General features: G+C 62.0%; 14 protein-coding genes. 12 read left to right on the forward strand and 2 right to left on the reverse strand.

Annotated elements, in window-relative coordinates; all coding sequences use genetic code 11:
• Positions 1–156: 156 nt before the first annotated feature.
• From KUA23_RS24045 to KUA23_RS24055, 3 genes are all read left to right on the forward strand, one after another.
• Entirely contained in the window at positions 157–621 is a 465-nt protein-coding gene (locus tag KUA23_RS24045) for an LTXXQ domain protein (RefSeq protein ID WP_034109057.1), read from the forward strand.
• Between the two features lie 68 nt (positions 622–689).
• Positions 690–2033 carry a sensor histidine kinase gene (locus tag KUA23_RS24050; RefSeq protein ID WP_099494294.1) on the forward strand — a complete coding sequence of 448 codons (1344 nt, stop codon included), beginning with the start codon at positions 690–692 and terminating at the stop codon, positions 2031–2033.
• Between the two features lie 40 nt (positions 2034–2073).
• Complete coding sequence (locus KUA23_RS24055; RefSeq protein WP_252992974.1) at positions 2074–3423, forward strand: CoA transferase; 1350 nt, start codon at positions 2074–2076, stop codon at positions 3421–3423.
• 114 nt (positions 3424–3537) lie between these two features.
• Here the strand turns inward: KUA23_RS24055 and KUA23_RS24060 are convergent, their stop codons facing one another.
• Complete coding sequence (locus KUA23_RS24060; RefSeq protein WP_252992975.1) at positions 3538–4362, reverse strand: DNA-3-methyladenine glycosylase family protein; 825 nt, start codon at positions 4360–4362, stop codon at positions 3538–3540.
• A gap of 35 nt (positions 4363–4397) precedes the next feature.
• On the reverse strand, positions 4398–5825 hold the full coding sequence (gene arcD, locus KUA23_RS24065) for an arginine-ornithine antiporter (protein WP_078049997.1): 1428 nt from the start codon (positions 5823–5825) through the stop codon (positions 4398–4400).
• A 448-nt stretch (positions 5826–6273) separates the two neighbouring features.
• Here arcD (KUA23_RS24065) and arcD (KUA23_RS24070) point away from each other — a divergent pair, with 448 nt between their 5' ends.
• From arcD (KUA23_RS24070) to KUA23_RS24110, 9 genes are all read left to right on the forward strand, one after another.
• Positions 6274–7701, forward strand: coding sequence for an arginine-ornithine antiporter (gene arcD / locus KUA23_RS24070; protein ID WP_252992976.1), 1428 nt, complete (start codon positions 6274–6276; stop codon positions 7699–7701).
• A 33-nt stretch (positions 7702–7734) separates the two neighbouring features.
• Complete coding sequence (arcA, locus tag KUA23_RS24075) at positions 7735–8991, forward strand: arginine deiminase (RefSeq protein ID WP_252992977.1); 1257 nt, start codon at positions 7735–7737, stop codon at positions 8989–8991.
• Positions 8992–9060: 69 nt separating this feature from the next.
• Positions 9061–10071 (forward strand): ornithine carbamoyltransferase, encoded by a 1011-nt coding sequence (locus KUA23_RS24080; RefSeq protein WP_252992978.1) that lies wholly within the window; start codon positions 9061–9063, stop codon positions 10069–10071.
• A gap of 156 nt (positions 10072–10227) precedes the next feature.
• The gene (arcC, locus tag KUA23_RS24085) at positions 10228–11157 is read left to right on the forward strand and encodes a carbamate kinase (RefSeq protein ID WP_078050000.1); all 930 of its coding nucleotides are present in this window, start codon (positions 10228–10230) and stop codon (positions 11155–11157) included.
• Positions 11158–11175: 18 nt separating this feature from the next.
• Positions 11176–11538: a DUF5064 family protein gene (locus KUA23_RS24090; RefSeq protein ID WP_078050001.1), complete on the forward strand. Its 363-nt coding sequence runs from the start codon at positions 11176–11178 to the stop codon at positions 11536–11538.
• 184 nt (positions 11539–11722) lie between these two features.
• Positions 11723–13231, forward strand: coding sequence for a sigma-54-dependent transcriptional regulator (locus KUA23_RS24095; protein WP_078050002.1), 1509 nt, complete (start codon positions 11723–11725; stop codon positions 13229–13231).
• A gap of 394 nt (positions 13232–13625) precedes the next feature.
• Positions 13626–14009, forward strand: coding sequence for a glycine cleavage system protein GcvH (gene gcvH, locus KUA23_RS24100; RefSeq protein WP_015885597.1), 384 nt, complete (start codon positions 13626–13628; stop codon positions 14007–14009).
• Positions 14010–14019: 10 nt separating this feature from the next.
• A complete protein-coding gene (gene gcvP / locus KUA23_RS24105) occupies positions 14020–16860 on the forward strand; it encodes an aminomethyl-transferring glycine dehydrogenase (protein ID WP_252992979.1) in 2841 nt (946 codons plus the stop codon).
• A gap of 164 nt (positions 16861–17024) precedes the next feature.
• Complete coding sequence (locus KUA23_RS24110; RefSeq protein ID WP_078050004.1) at positions 17025–18401, forward strand: L-serine ammonia-lyase; 1377 nt, start codon at positions 17025–17027, stop codon at positions 18399–18401.
• The last annotated feature ends 27 nt before the right edge of the window (positions 18402–18428 follow it).

Genomic DNA, 18428 nt, shown 5'->3' on the forward strand with positions numbered 1-18428 from the left:
CAGCGTCCACAGGTGAAATACCCAGCGGTGTGAGTTTTGTCAGTTCGCTTCAAAATCGTCTTTACCCAAGCTTTACCCACACCTGACCGCCGCTGACCTTGATCTCCGTAATCTACTCACATCCGGACTCACCGGAATAGAGACAGGAGAATCACCATGCGCAAGACCCTTATCGCTTTGATGTTCGCCGCTGCCCTGCCAACCGTTGCCATGGCGGCAATGCCTGAAGGCCCAGGCCCGATGGGCGGCCCCGAAGGCCACATGATGGGTGGCCCGGGCCACGGCGGTGAACACGGTCCGCGTGGCAAAGGTGGCCCGTTCAGCCAACTGGACCTGAGCAAGGAACAGCGTGAGCAGATCGGCAAACTGATGGGCGACCAATGGCATGCTCGCAAGGACCTGGTCAAAAAGTACCTGGACAAACTGCCAGCCGCTGACCAGAAAGCCATGCAGGACGAAATCGCCGCCGGCAAGCAGAAAACCCAGGCTGACATCCGCGCCGTGCTGAAACCCGATCAACAGAAGAAATTCGACGAGATCGTCAAGAAGCAAGAACAGCGCCGCGCCGAATGGAAGGAATTCCAGGCCTGGAAAGCGCAACAGCCGCAAAAAGCGCAATAATGCCCACGCGTTAACACTCCCAGCCCAGTGGCTCGCGCCGCTGGGCTTTTCCTGTTTGAGGGTTTCCTGTGCGTTCATTGTTCTGGCGCATCCTGGCCAGCTTCTGGCTGGCCATCGCCTTGGTTGCCGGGTTGTCGATTCTGCTTGGGCACATGCTCAATCAAGATGCCTGGATTCTCAGCCGCCACCCCGGCCTTAATAACCTGGCCGAAGAGTGGACCCAACTCTACGAAGCCCAGGGTGAGGATGCTGCCCAGGACTTGCTGCAACAGCGCAAACGCCAGTACCACATCGACGTGCAAGTGCTGAATGAAAGCGGCGATCCGGTGGTTCGCGGCACCTTCCCGCGCCGCGCCGCCGCCTTCGAGGCGCGCCAGAACGACAGCCAGGACGGCCATCTGCCCTGGCGTCGCCTGACCGCCGAGTACACCAGCGAAAAGACCGGCGACACCTACCTGCTGATCTACCGCATCCCGCACCCGGAACTCGACGCCTGGCACCGCAGCAGCCTTTTGTGGCCGTTGAGCGCGTTGGCGATTGCGCTGGTGGTGCTGACCCTGTTCAGCCTGCTGGTGACACTGTCCATCACCCGGCCCCTCAGCCGTTTGCGTGGTGCGGTGCATGACCTTGGCCAGGCCACCTATCAGCAAAACAGCCTGGCGCGCCTGGCCAACCGCCGCGATGAATTCGGCGTGCTGGCTACCGACTTCAACCGCATGGGCGCCCGCCTGCAAAGCCTGATCGGCAGCCAGCGCCAGTTGCTGCGCGATGTCTCCCACGAACTGCGCTCGCCCTTGGCACGCCTGCGGATCGCCCTGGCCCTGGCCGAACGCGCCAGCCCCGAAGAACGAGAAAAACTCTGGCCGCGTCTGACCCGTGAGTGTGATCGCCTGGAGGCGTTGATCAGCGAGATCCTGGTACTGGCCCGCGTCGATGCCGACAATGCCAGCGCCGAAGAGATCGACCTCTACCCTCTGCTCAAAACCTTGCAAAAGGACGCCCAACTCAGCGCGCCGGACCAGGTGGTGCAACTGAGCGCCGAAGGCGACCTGCACCTCAAGGGCTGGCCGACCATGATCGAGCGCGCTGTGGATAACCTGCTGCGCAACGCCCAGCGTTTCAACCCACAGGGTCGGGCAATTGAGCTACAGGCCCAGCGCCAGGGCGAGCGCATTCTCATCAGCGTGCGCGACCACGGCCCAGGCGTTGACGCCGAGCACTTGAGCCAGTTGGGCGAACCCTTCTACCGCGCCCCCGGCCAGACCGCACAAGGCCATGGGCTAGGGCTGGCGATTGCGCGTCGCGCCGCCGAACGCCATGGCGGCAGCCTGATCCTCGCCAACCATTCCGACGGCGGCTTTGTCGCCAGCATCGACCTGCCGTTGGAACCTGGGGTTGCCACACCGGCCTGAGGATCTTCTATAGTGGCCCTTCTCTTACGGAGGGCCTTTGATGACTGACCTGCTGACCCCCATCCAAGCCGCACTCGATCTACCGCACACGCCACTGACCTATACCGAAGCCGGCGCCCTGCCCTCGACCTTCGCTGTCACCGACCTGGCCGCCGCCAGCCTCGGTGCCGCCGGCCAGGCCGTGGCCCAGTTGATCCAGCAACAGACCGGGCGCCTGCCTGGCGTCAGCGTGGACCGGCGGCTCGCGTCCTTCTGGTTCTCCTCCTCGATTCGTCCGGTAGGCTGGGACGTTCCACCGCTGTGGGACCCGGTGGCAGGTGACTACGCCAGCGCCGATGGCTGGATTCGCCTGCACACCAACGCGCCCCATCACCGCGCCGCTGCCGAGCGGGTGCTGGGCAAAGCCGCCGACCGCAGCGAGATGGCCGCCAATGTGGCCAAATGGAAAGCTGCCGAGTTGGAGCAAGCGATTGTCGACGAGGGTGGTTGCGCGGCGCAGATGCGTTCGTGGCAGGCATGGCAGTCGCATCCCCAAGGGCTGGCAGTGAATGCCGAGGCGCTGGTGCAGCGCCAGACCAATGAAACCACCTCCGTTAAACCCTGGCTCGGCTCGGTGGCGCGGCCGCTGGCGGGCATCAAGGTACTGGACCTGACCCGCGTGCTGGCCGGTCCCGTGGCCAGTCGCTTTCTCGCGGGCCTGGGCGCCGACGTGCTGCGCATCGACTCCCCCAACTGGAACGAGCCGGGCGTAGTGCCAGAAATGACCCTGGGCAAACGCTGCGCCCGCCTGGACTTGAAGAGCCCCGAGGGCCGGCAGGTTTTCGAAAACCTGCTCAAGGACGCCGACATCCTGTTCCACGGCTACCGCGCCGACGCCCTGGAGCAATTGGGCTACACCGCCAGCGCCCTGCAAGCCATTGCCCCCGGCCTGATCGATGTGAGCCTCAACGCCTACGGCTGGAGCGGCCCATGGCGTAATCGCCGGGGTTTCGACAGCCTGGTGCAGATGAGCAGCGGAATCGCCGCCGCTGGCATGGCCTGGAAACAGACGGACAAACCGGTGCCCCTGCCGTTGCAGGCGCTGGATCACGCGACCGGGTATTTGATGGCGGCCAGTGCGATTCAGGCCTTGAGCGAACGCTTGAAGTCGGGGCGCGGCGGTTCGGCACGGTTGTCGCTGGCGCGCACGGCGAAGTTGCTGGTAGAGGCGGGACAAGTGCCGGAGCAGCCAGCGTTGCGCGCCGAAGAGCCAGCAGATCAAGGCCTGTTGGCGGAGCAGACAGCCTGGGGCCCGGCACATCGATTGTTGCCACCGGTCGCTATCAGCGGCACGCCGTTGCAGTGGGATTTGCCGGCTGGGGAATTGGGTTCACACCGGCCTCAGTGGTGACCTTGAGTCCGCATTCGCGAGCAAGCCCGCTCCCACATTCGACCGCATTCCATGGAGGTACTCGGTCAAAATGTGGGAGCGGGCTTGCTCGCGAAGAGGCCAATACAGGCACTATCAATCCGCCCGCTGCAACGACGTCCACAAATGCTGCGCCGCATACGCCCGGAGCGGGCGCCAAGCCTCAGCCCGCGCCAACAACTGCCGCGCCGAAACCGGCCCACCTTCCAACGCCGCCAGGGCATTGATCAACCCGATATCCCCCGACGCAAACGCATCCACCTCGCGCATCTGACGCATGGCGATGTACTGCGCGGTCCAGTCGCCAATGCCGGGCAACGCCACCAACCGCGCCACACCGGCCTTTAGGCTGGCCTGGGGTTCGAACAATCGAGGATCATCCAGCAACGCCTGGGCCACACCCGACAAGGTCCGCCCACGCGCCTTGGGCATGCCCAGCGTCGCCAGGTCCGCCGCTGCCAACACCTCGGCGGCGGGGAACACATGGGTGATACCGGCATGCGGCGTTGCCAACGGCTGACCGTATTGCGCCACCAACTTACCCGCCAGACGAATCGCGGCCACCACGGTGATTTGCTGGCCGAGCACCGCGCGAATCGCCAGCTCCAGGCCATCCCAGGTGCCCGGCACACGCAAGCCCGGACGCGCTGCGACCAGTTGCGCCATCAATGGGTCCGTCGCCAGTTGCGGGTTGATCAACTGGGGCTGGGCATCCAGATCGAACATCGTGCGCAAGCGCCGTTCGATCTCAGGCAATGCCGCCGGGTCTGGAAAACCCACCTCCACGTCTAGCCAATCGCCACCCCCCATTGCCACGCTGATCCAGCCGTGCTGCCCGCCGAGGCTGATACTGCGCCGGTACACCCCCGCCTCGACCGTCTCCATCCCGCCGATCGCCCGCGCCGACAGAAACCCCACCATTGCCGCTCAGTCGTAGGGCGGCTGATACGCCAGTCTCACAGCGACAACACCCCGCTGTACAACCCATACGCCGCCAGCCCCGCGCCGGCGATCACGCAGCTGAAAATGCCTTTTTCCATGTGGGTAAACAAGGGCTGGTCCTGCTCGCGCTTGGCCAAGGCAAACAGGATCACGCCAGGTGCATACAGCAGCGCCGACAGCAGCAGGTACTTCAAGCCGCCAGCGTAGAGCAGCCACACCGCATAGCCGAGGGCAATCAGGCCCACCAGCAAGTCCTTCATGCGCTGGCCGTGGGCGCCCTGGTAGGTTTCGCCGCGCCCGCTCAACAACACCGCATAGGCCGCCGACCACAGGTACGGCACCAGGATCATCGAGGAGGCGAGGTAGATCAGGGTGGTGTAGGTGCTGTGGGAAAACAGCGTGATCACCAGGAAGACCTGGATCATTACATTGGTCAGCCATAACGCGTTAACCGGCACCTGGTTGGCGTTTTCCTTTTTCAAAAACGCCGGCATGGTCTTGTCCTGGGCCGTGGCGTAGAGGATTTCCGCGCAGAGCAACGCCCAGGACAGCAAGGCGCCGAGCAGCGAGACCGCCAGGCCGATGCTGATCGCCATCGCGCCCCAGGGGCCGACGATGTGTTCGAGCACACCTGCCAGGGACGGGTTCTGCAAGTGCGCGAGTTCCGGCTGGCTCATGATCCCCAGGGACAACACATTCACCAGCACCAGCAGTGCCAGCACGCCCAAAAAACCGATGACCGTGGCGCGGCCCACGTCCGAGCGTTTCTCGGCGCGCGCCGAGTACACGCTGGCGCCCTCGATGCCGATAAACACAAACACGGTGACGAGCATCATGTTGCGCACCTGGTCCACCACGCTGCCGATAGTCGGGTTGCCCGCGCCCCAGATATCACGGGTGAAGATTTCGGCCTTGAATGCCACGCTGGCAATTACGATAAACATCAGCAGCGGCACGATCTTGGCCACGGTGGTGATCTGATTGATAAACGCGGCCTCCTTGATCCCACGCAACACCAGAAAATGCACAGCCCACAGCAGCAAGGACGCGCAGCCGATGGCCACCGGCGTGTTGCCCTGACCGAATATCGGAAAAAAATAACCGAGGGTGCTGAACAGCAACACGAAGTAACCCACGTTGCCCATCCAGGCGCTGATCCAGTAACCCCAGGCCGACGAGAAGCCCATGTAGTCGCCGAAGCCTGCCTTGGCATAGGCGTACACGCCCGAGTCCAATTCAGGCTTGCGGTTGGCCAGGGTCTGGAACACGAAGGCCAGGGTCAACATACCCACGGCGGTGATCGCCCAGCCGATCAGCACGGCGCCCACCTCGGCGCGTGCGGCCATATTCTGCGGTAACGAGAAAATCCCCCCGCCGATCATCGACCCCACTACCAGGGCGATCAGGGCACTGAGCCGAAGTTTCTGGGCGGGTTGGGACATGAACACTCCTGAATGAATAAATCGTTTTAGCTGACAACTGTGCACTCAACTAATTAACCCAGCGAGTGTAGCGTTTATTAGAGACCGCAATAAAACACGGCGTTAATAACCCAAGGGCATGACAGTTTATAGGGTTGAGGCTTATTTAGAATTTAAATACGGCGACTACCTTGTCGTGTATTGGCTACTTATTGTCGCCTCTATGAAAAGTTTGCACATTCGGAAAAACGGACTAGCTTAAAACGTCCACACGTAGCACTAAATGATTAACCAATACCGCAGGGATCGCTCTGGAAAGCCCCTTTGCGCGGAAAACTATTGCCCACGGCTTTGCACCCTAAGTCATTAATTCACAATGGAATGTGCCAATGAAGTGATCTGAGTCAGCTGTTTGATTAGCGCACGGATTTATTCTGTGGTCTCTCTTCTCCTGCATTGGAGTTATGCGATGTCTGAATCTCCCGGAAAACTTCGACTGGGCGCACTGGTTGCACTTGTCGTCGGCTCAATGATTGGCGGCGGGATCTTCTCACTGCCGCAAAATATGGCCGCCAGTGCCGATGTCGGCGCCGTGCTGATTGGTTGGGTGATTACCGCCATCGGCATGTTGACCCTCGCGTTTGTGTTCCAGACCCTCGCCAACCGCAAGCCCGACCTCGACGGCGGCGTGTATGCCTACGCCAAGGCCGGCTTCGGCGACTACATGGGCTTCTCTTCAGCTTGGGGCTACTGGATCAGCGCCTGGCTGGGCAACGTGGGTTATTTCGTGTTGCTGTTCAGCACCCTCGGTTACTTTTTCCCGATCTTTGGCGAAGGCAATACCCCTGCTGCGGTGATCGGTGCGTCGGTGCTGCTGTGGGCCGTGCATTTCCTGGTGCTGCGCGGCATCAAGGAAGCGGCATTCATCAACCTGGTGACCACCGTCGCCAAAGTGGTGCCGCTGGTGCTGTTTGTGTTGATCGCCCTGTTCGCGTTCAAGCTGGACATCTTCACCGCTGACATCTGGGGCGTGAAAAATCCCGACCTGGGCAGCGTGATGAACCAGGTGCGCAACATGATGCTGGTCACCGTGTGGGTGTTCATCGGCATCGAAGGCGCGAGCATCTTCTCCTCCCGCGCAGAAAAACGCTCCGACGTGGGCAAGGCCACGGTAATCGGCTTTATCACCGTGCTGTTGTTCCTGATGCTGGTGAACGTGCTGTCCCTGGGCATCATGACCCAACCGGAACTGGCCAAGCTGCAAAACCCATCGATGGCCGCCGTGCTGGAACATGTGGTGGGCCACTGGGGTGCGGTGCTGATCAGCGTCGGCTTGATCATCTCGCTGCTGGGGGCGCTGCTGTCGTGGGTGCTGCTGTGTGCGGAGATCATGTTCGCCGCCGCCAAGGACCACACCATGCCGGAGTTCCTGCGCAAGGAGAACGCCAACCATGTGCCGGCCAACGCCCTGTGGCTGACCAACGCCATGGTGCAGATATTCCTGGTGATCACGCTGTTTTCCGCCAGCACCTACCTGTCGCTGATCTACCTCGCCACCTCGATGATCCTGGTGCCTTACCTGTGGTCGGCGGCTTACGCATTACTGCTGGCCGTGCGCGGCGAGACCTACGAAAACGCCCTGCGCGAGCGCAAGAAAGACCTGTTCATCGGCGCTATCGCGCTGATCTACGCGATCTGGCTGCTGTATGCAGGCGGCGTCAAATACCTGCTGTTGTCCGCCCTGCTGTATGCCCCCGGCGTAATCCTGTTCGCCAAGGCCAAGCATGAACTGGGCAAACCGATTTTCACCCACGTCGAGAAGCTGATTTTCGCCGCAGTGGTCATTGGCGCCCTGGTGGCGGCCTATGGGCTCTACGACGGCTTCCTGACCCTGTAACACCTGAATCTTTTGTTCACTGGAGGATCTGTAATGATCACGGAAAAAGTGAAGTACGGCGTACATTCCGAAGCCGGCAAACTGCGCAAAGTCATGGTGTGCTCCCCAGGCTTGGCCCACCAGCGGCTGACCCCCAACAACTGCGATGAACTGCTGTTCGATGATGTGCTGTGGGTGGCCCAGGCCAAGCGCGACCATTTCGACTTCGTCACCAAGATGCGCGAGCGGGACATTGATGTGCTGGAAATGCACAACCTGCTGACCGACATCGTTGCCATCCCCGAAGCGCTGGACTGGATCCTGGAGCGCAAGATCACCGCCAACACCGTGGGCCTGGGCCTGGTCGATGAAGTGAGCTCGTGGCTGCGCAGCCTGGAGCCGCGCAAAATCAGCGAATTCCTGATCGGTGGCGTGTCGGCCGATGACCTGCCGAGCAGCTTCGGTGGCAAGACCATCGAGATGTTCCGCGACTTCCTCGGCCACGCCAGTTTCATCCTGCCGCCGCTGCCCAACACCCAGTTCACCCGCGACACCACCTGCTGGATCTACGGCGGCGTGACGCTCAACCCGATGTACTGGCCGGCGCGACGCCAGGAAACCCTGCTGGCCTCGGCCATCTACAAATTCCACCCCGAGTTCACCAACGCCGACTTCCAGATCTGGTACGGCGACCCGGATCAGGAACACGGCGCTTCCACACTGGAAGGCGGCGACGTCATGCCAATCGGTAACGGTGTGGTGTTGATCGGCATGGGTGAGCGCTCGTCGCACCAGGCCATCGGCCAACTGGCGCGCAACCTGTTCAAGAACAAGGCGGTGGAGAAAGTCATCGTGGCCGGCCTGCCGAAATCCCGCGCGGCGATGCACCTGGACACCGTATTCAGCTTCTGCGACCGCGACCTGGTCACCATCTTCCCCGAAGTGGTCAACCAAATCGTGCCGTTCACCCTGCGTCCGGATGAGAGCAAGCCACACGGCATCGACATCCAGCGCGAGAAAACCAACTTCCTCGAAACCGTCGCCGCGGCCCTCAACCTCAAGGCGCTGCGTGTGGTCGAGACCGGCGGCAACAGCTTCGCCGCCGAGCGCGAGCAGTGGGACGACGGCAACAACGTGGTGGCGGTGGAGCCTGGCGTGGTGATCGGTTACGACCGCAACACCTACACCAACACCCTGCTACGCAAGGCCGGGGTGGAAGTCATCACCATCAGCGCCGGCGAACTCGGCCGGGGCCGTGGCGGCGGCCACTGCATGACCTGCCCGATCATCCGCGACCCTATCGACTATTAATTTCCAGGCCTTGGCCGTCGCCCATAAAGCGTCGGCCAGGGGGATAACCTAAACAGAAGGAGATCCATCATGGCTTTCAACATGCGCAACCGCAGCCTGCTGTCGCTGATGCACCACACCACCCGCGAGCTGCACTACCTGCTGGACCTGTCCCGCGACCTCAAGCGCGCCAAGTACACCGGCACCGAGCGTCCGCACCTGAAGGGCAAGAACATCGCACTGATCTTCGAAAAAACCTCGACTCGCACCCGCTGCGCGTTTGAAGTCGCGGCCCATGACCAGGGTGCCCACGTCACCTACATCGACCCGGTGTCGTCGCAGATCGGCCACAAGGAAAGCATGAAAGACACCGCCCGCGTATTGGGCCGGATGTTCGACGCCATCGAGTACCGTGGCTTCGAGCAGGAAATCGTCGAAGAGCTGGCCAAGTTCGCCGGCGTGCCGGTGTTCAACGGCCTCACCGCCGAATTCCACCCGACCCAAATGATCGCCGACACCCTGACCATGCGCGAGCACAGCGACAAACCGCTGCATGACATCAGCTACGCCTACCTGGGTGACGCGCGCTACAACATGGGCAACTCGCTGCTGATGATCGGCGCCAAGCTGGGCATGGACGTGCGCATCGGCGCGCCGAAAGCCCTGTGGCCGCACGAAGATTTCATCAAGCAATGCCAGGGATTTGCCGAAGAAAGCGGCGCGCGTATCACCATCACCGAAGACCCGAAGGAAGCGGTGAAAGGCGTGGACTTCATCCACACCGATATCTGGGTGTCCATGGGCGAGCCAGTGGAAGCGTGGGACGAGCGCATCGAGCAACTGCTGCCGTACCAAGTCAACGCCAAGATGATGAAAGCCTCGGGCAACCCGCGCGTGAAGTTCATGCACTGCCTGCCGGCGTTTCACAACAGCGAAACCAAGGTGGGCAAGGACATCGCCGCGCGTTATCCGAACCTGGCAAACGGCGTGGAAGTGACCGAGGACGTGTTCGAGTCGCCGGCCAACATTGCGTTTGAGCAGGCGGAGAACCGCATGCATACCATCAAGGCGATTCTGGTGTCGGCACTCGCAGATATCTAAACCTCTAGTTGGCAATGAGGACAAATGTGGGAGCCGGGCTTGCCCGCGATGCGGGCACCTCGGTCTTTCAAGAAGGCTGCAGTGATGCTATCGCAGGCAAGCCAGTTCCCACATTGACCGCGTTCCTTCATCAGAACTTTCAGAAGGACATTCTGTATGCGCATCGTCGTAGCCCTGGGCGGCAACGCCCTGCTCCGCCGTGGTGAACCCATGACGGCGGACAACCAACGCGCCAATATCCGTATCGCCACCGAACAGATCGCCAAGATCCATGCCGGCAACGAGCTGGTGATCGCTCACGGTAATGGTCCGCAAGTCGGCCTGCTGTCGTTGCAGGCGGCGGCCTACACCCAGGTGTCGCCGTACCCGCTGGACGTGCTCGGCGCCGAGACCGAAGGCATGATCGGCTACATCATCGAACAGGAACTGGGCAACCTGCTGGACTTCGAAGTGCCGTTCGCCACCCTGCTCACCCAAGTCGAAGTGGATGCCAAGGACCCGGCCTTCCAGAACCCGACCAAGCCCATCGGCCCGGTGTACTCCAAAGCCGAAGCGGAAAAACTCGCCGCCGAAAAAGGCTGGGCGATTGCCCCGGATGGCGACAAGTACCGCCGCGTGGTCGCCAGCCCACGGCCCAAACGCATCTTTGAAATTCGCCCGATCACGTGGCTGCTGGACAAAGGCAGTATCGTGATTTGTGCCGGCGGCGGCGGCATTCCGACGATGTACGGCGAGGACGGCAAGCTGCGCGGCATTGAAGCGGTGATCGACAAAGACCTGTGTTCGTCGCTGCTGGCATCACAATTGAAAGCCGATTTGCTGGTAATCGCCACCGACGTCAACGCGGCGTTTATCGACTACGGTAAACCCACCCAGAAAGCCATCGGCCAGGCCCACCCCGACGACATCGAAAGACTCGGCTTCGCCGCCGGTTCCATGGGTCCCAAGGTCCAGGCCGCCTGCGAGTTCGCCCGCCAGACTGGCAAAACCGCCGTCATCGGTTCACTCTCGGACATCGAAGCCATCGTCCAGGGCAGCGCCGGCACACGCATCAGCACGGCAACACCTGGCATCACCTATCTGTGAAGTAGAGGAGATACGCCTATGGCCACCTTTGAACCGGGTCACCTGCACGTTGAACGTCACGCGCTGAACAAGGATGACTACAGCTACAACCTGTGCATCGACTACGAAGTCAGCCAGGATCCCAAGGAAGGCAAGGGGATGCTGTTCAAGCTGCATGGCTCGGTGCAGGGCAAGGACCTGAAGGAGGAGTTTTTCCTGCCCAAGGACCAGGCGTTCGACTTTGCCCGGCATGCGATGAACATCGCGCAGAAATACGGCATGCCGAAGATTGCCGTGTTGAACGGCTCGATGCACAAGCAGTACGACTTGATGTTCGAGGATGTGCGGCATCAACTGGATGTGAAGGCAGGCGATCCGGTCAAGCCCGAACACCTCGAATAACCCGATTTCCCAGGCACCAACAATCAAATGTGGGAGCGGGCTTGCTCGCGAATGCAGTGTGTCAGTCAGCAATTTTTTCACTGACCCACCGTATTCGCGAGCAAGCCCGCTCCCACATTTTTGATCTCCATCACCTGTCAGGCATACTGGCCACCCTCAGTACGCCAGAACCAACAACCGCCCCATGCGTATCCACGTCAGCTTCATCGACCGCGTCGGCATTACCCAGGAAGTCCTGGCCCTGCTCGGTGGGCGCAATCTCAACCTGGATGCGGTGGAGATGGTGCCGCCCAATGTCTACATCGACGCCCCGACCCTGAGCGCCGACGTATTGGAAGAACTGCGCGGTGCGTTGTTCAGCGTGCACGGCGTGCAGGCGGTCACGGTGGTGGACATCCTCCCCGGCCAACGCCGCCATCTGCAACTCGACGCCCTGCTGGCCGCCATGACCGACCCGGTACTGGCGCTGGACAGTGCGGGCAAGATCCTGCTGGCCAACCCGGCGCTGATCACGCTGTACGGTCGTGAACCGGCCGGGGAAAGCATCAGCGAGCTGTTCAATGACCCGGCGCTGCTGGACACCCTGCTGGAACACGGCTTTCGCTTGCCGCTGCGCGAGATCAGCGTCAACGGCCAGACCCTGCTGCTGGACGCCACGCCGATCACCGACGCCGGCGCCCTGCTCACCCTTTACCAACCCAACCGCATCGGCGAACAACTGTCGGCGCTGCACCATGACCATGCCGAAGGCTTTGACGCGCTGCTGGGCGAGTCCCCGGTGATCCGCACCCTCAAGGCCCGTGCGCAACGTGTGGCGGCGTTGGATGCCCCCTTGCTGATCCAGGGCGAAACCGGCACCGGCAAGGAACTGGTCGCCCGTGCCTGCCACGCCATCAGTGCGCGCCACAGTGCGCCGTTCCTGGCCTTGAACTGCGCGGCGCTGCCGGAGAACCTCGCCGAGAGCGAGCTGTTCGGCTACGCACCGGGCGCCTTTACCGGCGCGCAACGCGGTGGCAAGCCGGGGCTGATGGAGCTGGCCAACCAGGGCACGGTGTTCCTCGATGAAATCGGCGAGATGTCGCCGTACCTGCAGGCCAAGCTGCTGCGTTTTCTCAATGACGGCAGCTTCCGGCGCGTCGGCGGCGACCGTGAAGTGAAGGTCAATGTGCGCATCCTCAGCGCCACCCACCGCGACCTGGAAAAAATGGTCAGCGAGGGCACCTTCCGCGAGGACCTGTTCTACCGCCTCAACGTGCTGAACGTCGAAGTGCCGCCGCTGCGCGAACGCGGCCAGGACATCCTCTTACTGGCGCGTTACTTCATGCAGCAGGCCTGCGCCCAGATCCAGCGCCCGGTGTGCCGCCTGGCACCCGGCACTTACCCTGCGCTGCTGGGCAACCGCTGGCCGGGCAACGTGCGTCAACTGCAGAACGTGATCTTCCGTGCCGCCGCCATTTGCGAAAGCAGCCTGGTGGACATCGGCGACCTGGACATTGCCGGCACCTCGATGGCGCGCCAGGGCGACGGCGAAGTCGACAGCCTGGAACAGGCCATGGAAGATTTCGAACGCAGCCTGCTGGAAAAGCTCTACGCCCACTACCCCTCCACGCGCCAACTGGCTAGCCGCTTGCAGACCTCGCACACGGCCATTGCCCATCGCCTGCGCAAATACGGCATTCCAAATAAGCCCTGAAGCCGAGTACCGATCAAAATGTGGGAGCTGGCTTGCCTGCGACAGCGGTGGGCCAGGCACACCGCTATCGCAGGCAAGCCAACTCCCACAGGAATTGCAATTCGAGCGTTAAATTTGGTCCAAGAACGACATCCAGTGTACTGAAAGCGCTACAGTGGAACGATATCGCTACAACCCTGTTTTTTGCGCGCCATGCAAGGCTTTGATCCACATAGGCTTTTTTTCAGGCGCCCGAGTGTAGCGAAATCGCTACAGCCAACCGGCATATCGTCATAACCGATTTATTTAACTTGTTGATTTATAACGACTTAACAACCTTGGCCGCGATATTGCTAAGCAACTCCTCATTATTCCAATCCCGTCCACCAGACGAATCTGGCCCCGAGGAGTTTCCATGAGCGAGTTGCGTTTCACTGAAGATCACGAATGGCTGCGCGCCGAAGCCGATGGCAGCGTCACCGTGGGTATCACCGCTTTCGCGCAGAACGCGCTGGGTGATGTGGTTTTCGTGCAACTGCCGGAGTTGCAGGCCTACGACAAGGGCGCTGAAGCGTCCACCGTGGAATCGGTCAAGGCCGCCAGCGGCGTGTACATGCCCTTGGACGGTGAAGTGCTCGAAGTGAACGACAAACTCGACGGCAGCCCGGAACTGGTCAACGAAGACCCGATGGGCGAAGGTTGGTTCTTCCGCTTTAAACCCGCTGATGCCAGTGCAGTGGCTAAGCTGTTGGATCAGGATGCGTACGACCGCCTGATCAAAGCCAACGCTGAAGCTTGAGGAGCGCGCCATGACCGTTAATCTGACTACCGCCAACGAATTCATCGCCCGCCACATCGGCCCGCGCCAGGAAGACGAGCAGCACATGCTCGCCAGCCTGGGCTTCGACTCCCTGGAGGCCTTGAGCGCCAGCGTGATCCCGGAAAGCATCAAGGGCACCAGCGTGCTCGGCCTGGAAGACGGCCTGAGCGAGGCCGAGGCCCTGGCCAAGATCAAGGCCATCGCCGGCAAAAACCAACTGTTCAAGACCTACATCGGCCAGGGCTACTACAACTGCCACACGCCGTCGCCGATCCTGCGCAACCTGCTGGAAAACCCGGCCTGGTACACCGCCTACACCCCGTACCAGCCAGAAATCTCCCAAGGCCGCCTCGAAGCGCTGCTGAACTTCCAGACCCTGATCAGCGACCTCACCGGCCTGCCGATCGCCAACGCCTCCCTGCTGGACGAAGCCACCGCCGCTGCCGAAGCCATGACCTTCTGCAAGCGCCTGAGCAAGAACAAGGGCAGCAACGCCTTCTTCGCTTCGGTCCACAGCCACCCGCAGACCCTCGATGTATTGCGTACCCGTGCCGAGCCCTTGGGCATCGACGTGGTGGTGGGCGATGAACGTGAACTGACCGACGTCAGCACGTTCTTCGGCGCCCTGCTGCAATACCCGGCCAGTAACGGTGATGTATTCGACTACCGCGAGCTGGCCGAGCGTTTCCACGCCGCCAACGCCCTGGTAGCCGTGGCTGCCGACCTGCTGGCGCTGACCCTGCTGACCCCGCCAGGTGAATTCGGCGCCGACGTGGCCATCGGCAGCGCGCAACGCTTTGGCGTGCCGCTGGGCTTTGGTGGCCCGCACGCGGCGTATTTCTCCACCAAGGATGCGTTCAAGCGCGACATGCCGGGCCGTCTGGTCGGTGTGTCCGTCGACCGTTTCGGCAAGCCGGCCCTGCGCCTGGCCATGCAGACCCGCGAGCAACATATCCGCCGCGAGAAAGCCACCAGCAACATCTGCACCGCCCAGGTACTGCTGGCCAACATTGCCAGCATGTACGCCGTGTACCACGGCCCCAAAGGCCTGACCCAGATCGCCCAACGGGTACACCAGTTGACCGCGATCCTGGCCAAGGGCCTGACCACCCTGGGCTTGAAGGTCGAGCAGCAACACTTCTTCGACACGATTACCCTCAACACCGGCACCAACACCGCCGCCCTGCACGACAAGGCCCGCGCCCAGCGCATCAACCTGCGTGTGGTAGACGCCGAGCGTCTGGGTGTGTCGGTGGACGAAACCACCACCCAGGCCGACATTGAAACCCTGTGGGCGATCTTCGCCGACGGCAAGGCCCTGCCGGACTTCGCTGCCAAGGTGGACAGCACCCTGCCGGCCGCGCTGCTGCGCCAGTCGCCAGTCCTCAGCCACCCGGTGTTCAACCGCTATCACTCCGAAACCGAGCTGATGCGCTACCTGCGCAAGCTGGCCGACAAGGACCTGGCGCTGGACCGCACCATGATCCCGCTGGGCTCGTGCACCATGAAGCTCAACGCCGCCAGCGAAATGATCCCCGTGACCTGGGCCGAATTCGGCGCCCTGCACCCGTTCGCCCCGGCCGAGCAAAGCGCCGGCTACCTGCAACTGACCTCGGACCTCGAAGCCATGCTCTGCGCGGCCACCGGTTACGACGCGATCTCGCTGCAACCGAACGCCGGTTCCCAAGGTGAATACGCTGGCTTGCTGGCCATTCGTGCCTATCACCAGAGCCGTGGCGATGAGCGCCGCGACATCTGCCTGATCCCCTCGTCGGCCCACGGCACCAACCCGGCCACCGCCAACATGGCGGGCATGCGCGTCGTCGTGACGGCCTGTGACGCCCGTGGCAACGTGGACATTGAAGACCTGCGCGCCAAGGCCATCGAGCACCGCGACCACCTCGCGGCATTGATGATCACCTACCCGTCCACCCACGGTGTGTTCGAGGAAGGCATCCGCGAAATCTGCGGCATCATCCACGACAACGGCGGCCAGGTGTACATCGACGGCGCCAACATGAACGCGATGGTCGGCCTGTGCGCACCGGGCAAGTTCGGCGGCGACGTGTCCCACCTGAACCTGCACAAGACCTTCTGCATCCCTCACGGCGGTGGCGGCCCGGGCGTTGGCCCGATTGGCGTCAAGTCGCACCTCGCGCCGTTCCTGCCTGGCCACGCCGCCATGGAACGCAAGGAAGGCGCGGTATGTGCAGCCCCGTTCGGCAGCGCGAGCATTCTGCCGATCACCTGGATGTACATCAGCATGATGGGCGGCGCAGGCCTCAAGCGCGCTTCGCAACTGGCGATCCTGAATGCCAACTACATTTCCCGTCGCCTGGAAGAACACTACCCAGTGCTCTACACCGGCAGCAACGGCCTGGTGGCGCACGAATGCATCCTCGACCTGCGCCCACTGAAGGACAGCAGCGGCATCAGCGTGGATGACGTGGCCAAGCGCCTGATCGACTTCGGCTTCCACGCGCCGACCATGTCGTTCCCGGTGGCCGGCACCTTGATGATTGAGCCGACCGAAAGCGAATCCCGGGAAGAACTGGATCGTTTCTGTGACGCCATGATCGCCATCCGTGAAGAAATCCGCGCGGTGGAAAACGGCACCCTGGACAAGGACGACAACCCGCTCAAAAACGCGCCGCACACCGCCGCTGAAGTGGTCGGTGAGTGGTCGCACCCGTACAGCCGTGAACAGGCGGTATACCCGGTTGCTTCGCTGATCGAAGGCAAGTACTGGCCGCCGGTTGGCCGGGTCGACAACGTGTTTGGCGATCGCAACCTCGTGTGCGCATGCCCGTCGATCGAGAGTTACGCCTGATCTGACTGGGTGAATACGGTCAAAAATGTGGGAGCGGGCTTGCTCGCGAATGCGGTGGTTCAGTCACCAGATGCATCAACTGACACTCCGCATTCGCGAGCAAGCCCGCTCCCACAATTGGACCGAGTGCACTCGATAAATAATAAGAAACCGGAGAACAACTCATGTCTTTAAGCGTGTTCGACCTGTTCAAGATTGGCATCGGCCCCTCCAGTTCCCACACCGTCGGCCCGATGCGCGCCGCCGCCCGATTCGTCGAGGGCCTCAAGCGCGACAACCTGCTGGGCACCACCACCAGCATCAAGGTGGAACTCTATGGCTCGCTCGGCGCCACCGGCAAAGGCCACGGCAGCGACAAGGCCGTGCTGCTTGGGCTGGAAGGCGAACACCCGGACACCGTGAATACCGAAACCGTGGCAACGCGCCTGGCGCAGATGCGCAAGGACGGCCGCCTGAATCTGCTCGGCGAACACAGCATCGCGTTCAACGAGAAAGAACACCTGGCGATGATTCGCAAACCCCTCGCCTATCATCCCAACGGCATGATTTTCCGTGCCTTCGACGCCGCCAATATCCAGATCCGCAGCCGCGAGTACTACTCGGTGGGCGGCGGTTTTGTGGTGGATGAGGACGCCGCCGGCGCCGACCGGATTGTCGAAGACGCCACGCCATTGACCTTCCCCTTCAAGCACGCCAAGGACCTGCTGAGCCATTGCACCACCTATGGGTTGTCCATCAGCCAAGTGATGCTGACCAATGAAAGTGCCTGGCGCCCGGAAGCGGAAACCCGTGCCGGCCTGCTGAAGATCTGGCAGGTGATGCAGGACTGCGTGGACGCAGGCTGTCGCAACGAAGGGATCCTGCCTGGCGGCTTGAAGGTCAAGCGTCGTGCCGCGGCCTTGCATCGCCAGTTGTGCAAGCACCCGGAATCGGCGCTGCGCGATCCGCTGTCGGTGCTGGATTGGGTCAACCTCTACGCCCTGGCGGTCAACGAGGAAAACGCCAACGGCGGGCGCGTGGTCACGGCGCCGACCAACGGGGCCGCCGGGATCGTGCCGGCGGTGCTGCATTACTACATGCGCTTTATCCCAGGCGCGAATGAAGACGGCGTGGTGCGCTTCCTGCTCACCGCCGCCGCCATCGGCATTTTGTACAAGGAAAACGCGTCGATCTCCGGTGCCGAAGTCGGCTGCCAGGGTGAAGTCGGCGTGGCCTGCTCCATGGCCGCCGGCGCGCTGTGCGAAGTGTTGGGCGGCAGTGTTTCCCAAGTGGAAAACGCCGCCGAAATCGGCATGGAACACAACCTCGGCCTCACCTGCGACCCGATTGGCGGGCTGGTGCAGGTGCCCTGCATCGAGCGCAACGCCATGGGCTCGGTCAAGGCGATCAATGCGGTGCGCATGGCGCTGCGTGGCGACGGGCAACACTTCGTCTCGCTGGACAAGGTCATCCGCACCATGCGCCAGACCGGCGCCGACATGAAAAGCAAATACAAGGAAACCGCCCGTGGCGGTTTGGCGGTCAACATTATCGAGTGCTGACGCCCAAAGGCGCGCCGGCACGTTTTT

The sequence above is a fragment of the Pseudomonas pergaminensis genome (genome assembly GCF_024112395.2).
Taxonomy (GTDB): Bacteria; Pseudomonadota; Gammaproteobacteria; order Pseudomonadales; family Pseudomonadaceae; genus Aquipseudomonas; species Aquipseudomonas pergaminensis.

What these genes read in the sequence shown, in the direction of transcription:
- KUA23_RS24045 (WP_034109057.1), top strand. Translation starts at nt 157, where the DNA reads ATGCGCAAGACCCTTATCGCTTTGATGTTCGCCGCTGCCCTGCCAACC.
- KUA23_RS24055 (WP_252992974.1), top strand. Translation starts at nt 2,074, where the DNA reads ATGACTGACCTGCTGACCCCCATCCAAGCCGCACTCGATCTACCGCAC.
- KUA23_RS24060 (WP_252992975.1), bottom strand. Translation starts at nt 4,362, where the DNA reads ATGGTGGGGTTTCTGTCGGCGCGGGCGATCGGCGGGATGGAGACGGTC.
- arcD (WP_078049997.1), bottom strand. Translation starts at nt 5,825, where the DNA reads ATGTCCCAACCCGCCCAGAAACTTCGGCTCAGTGCCCTGATCGCCCTG.
- arcD (WP_252992976.1), top strand. Translation starts at nt 6,274, where the DNA reads ATGTCTGAATCTCCCGGAAAACTTCGACTGGGCGCACTGGTTGCACTT.
- arcA (WP_252992977.1), top strand. Translation starts at nt 7,735, where the DNA reads ATGATCACGGAAAAAGTGAAGTACGGCGTACATTCCGAAGCCGGCAAA.
- KUA23_RS24080 (WP_252992978.1), top strand. Translation starts at nt 9,061, where the DNA reads ATGGCTTTCAACATGCGCAACCGCAGCCTGCTGTCGCTGATGCACCAC.
- arcC (WP_078050000.1), top strand. Translation starts at nt 10,228, where the DNA reads ATGCGCATCGTCGTAGCCCTGGGCGGCAACGCCCTGCTCCGCCGTGGT.
- KUA23_RS24090 (WP_078050001.1), top strand. Translation starts at nt 11,176, where the DNA reads ATGGCCACCTTTGAACCGGGTCACCTGCACGTTGAACGTCACGCGCTG.
- KUA23_RS24095 (WP_078050002.1), top strand. Translation starts at nt 11,723, where the DNA reads ATGCGTATCCACGTCAGCTTCATCGACCGCGTCGGCATTACCCAGGAA.
- gcvH (WP_015885597.1), top strand. Translation starts at nt 13,626, where the DNA reads ATGAGCGAGTTGCGTTTCACTGAAGATCACGAATGGCTGCGCGCCGAA.
- gcvP (WP_252992979.1), top strand. Translation starts at nt 14,020, where the DNA reads ATGACCGTTAATCTGACTACCGCCAACGAATTCATCGCCCGCCACATC.
- KUA23_RS24110 (WP_078050004.1), top strand. Translation starts at nt 17,025, where the DNA reads ATGTCTTTAAGCGTGTTCGACCTGTTCAAGATTGGCATCGGCCCCTCC.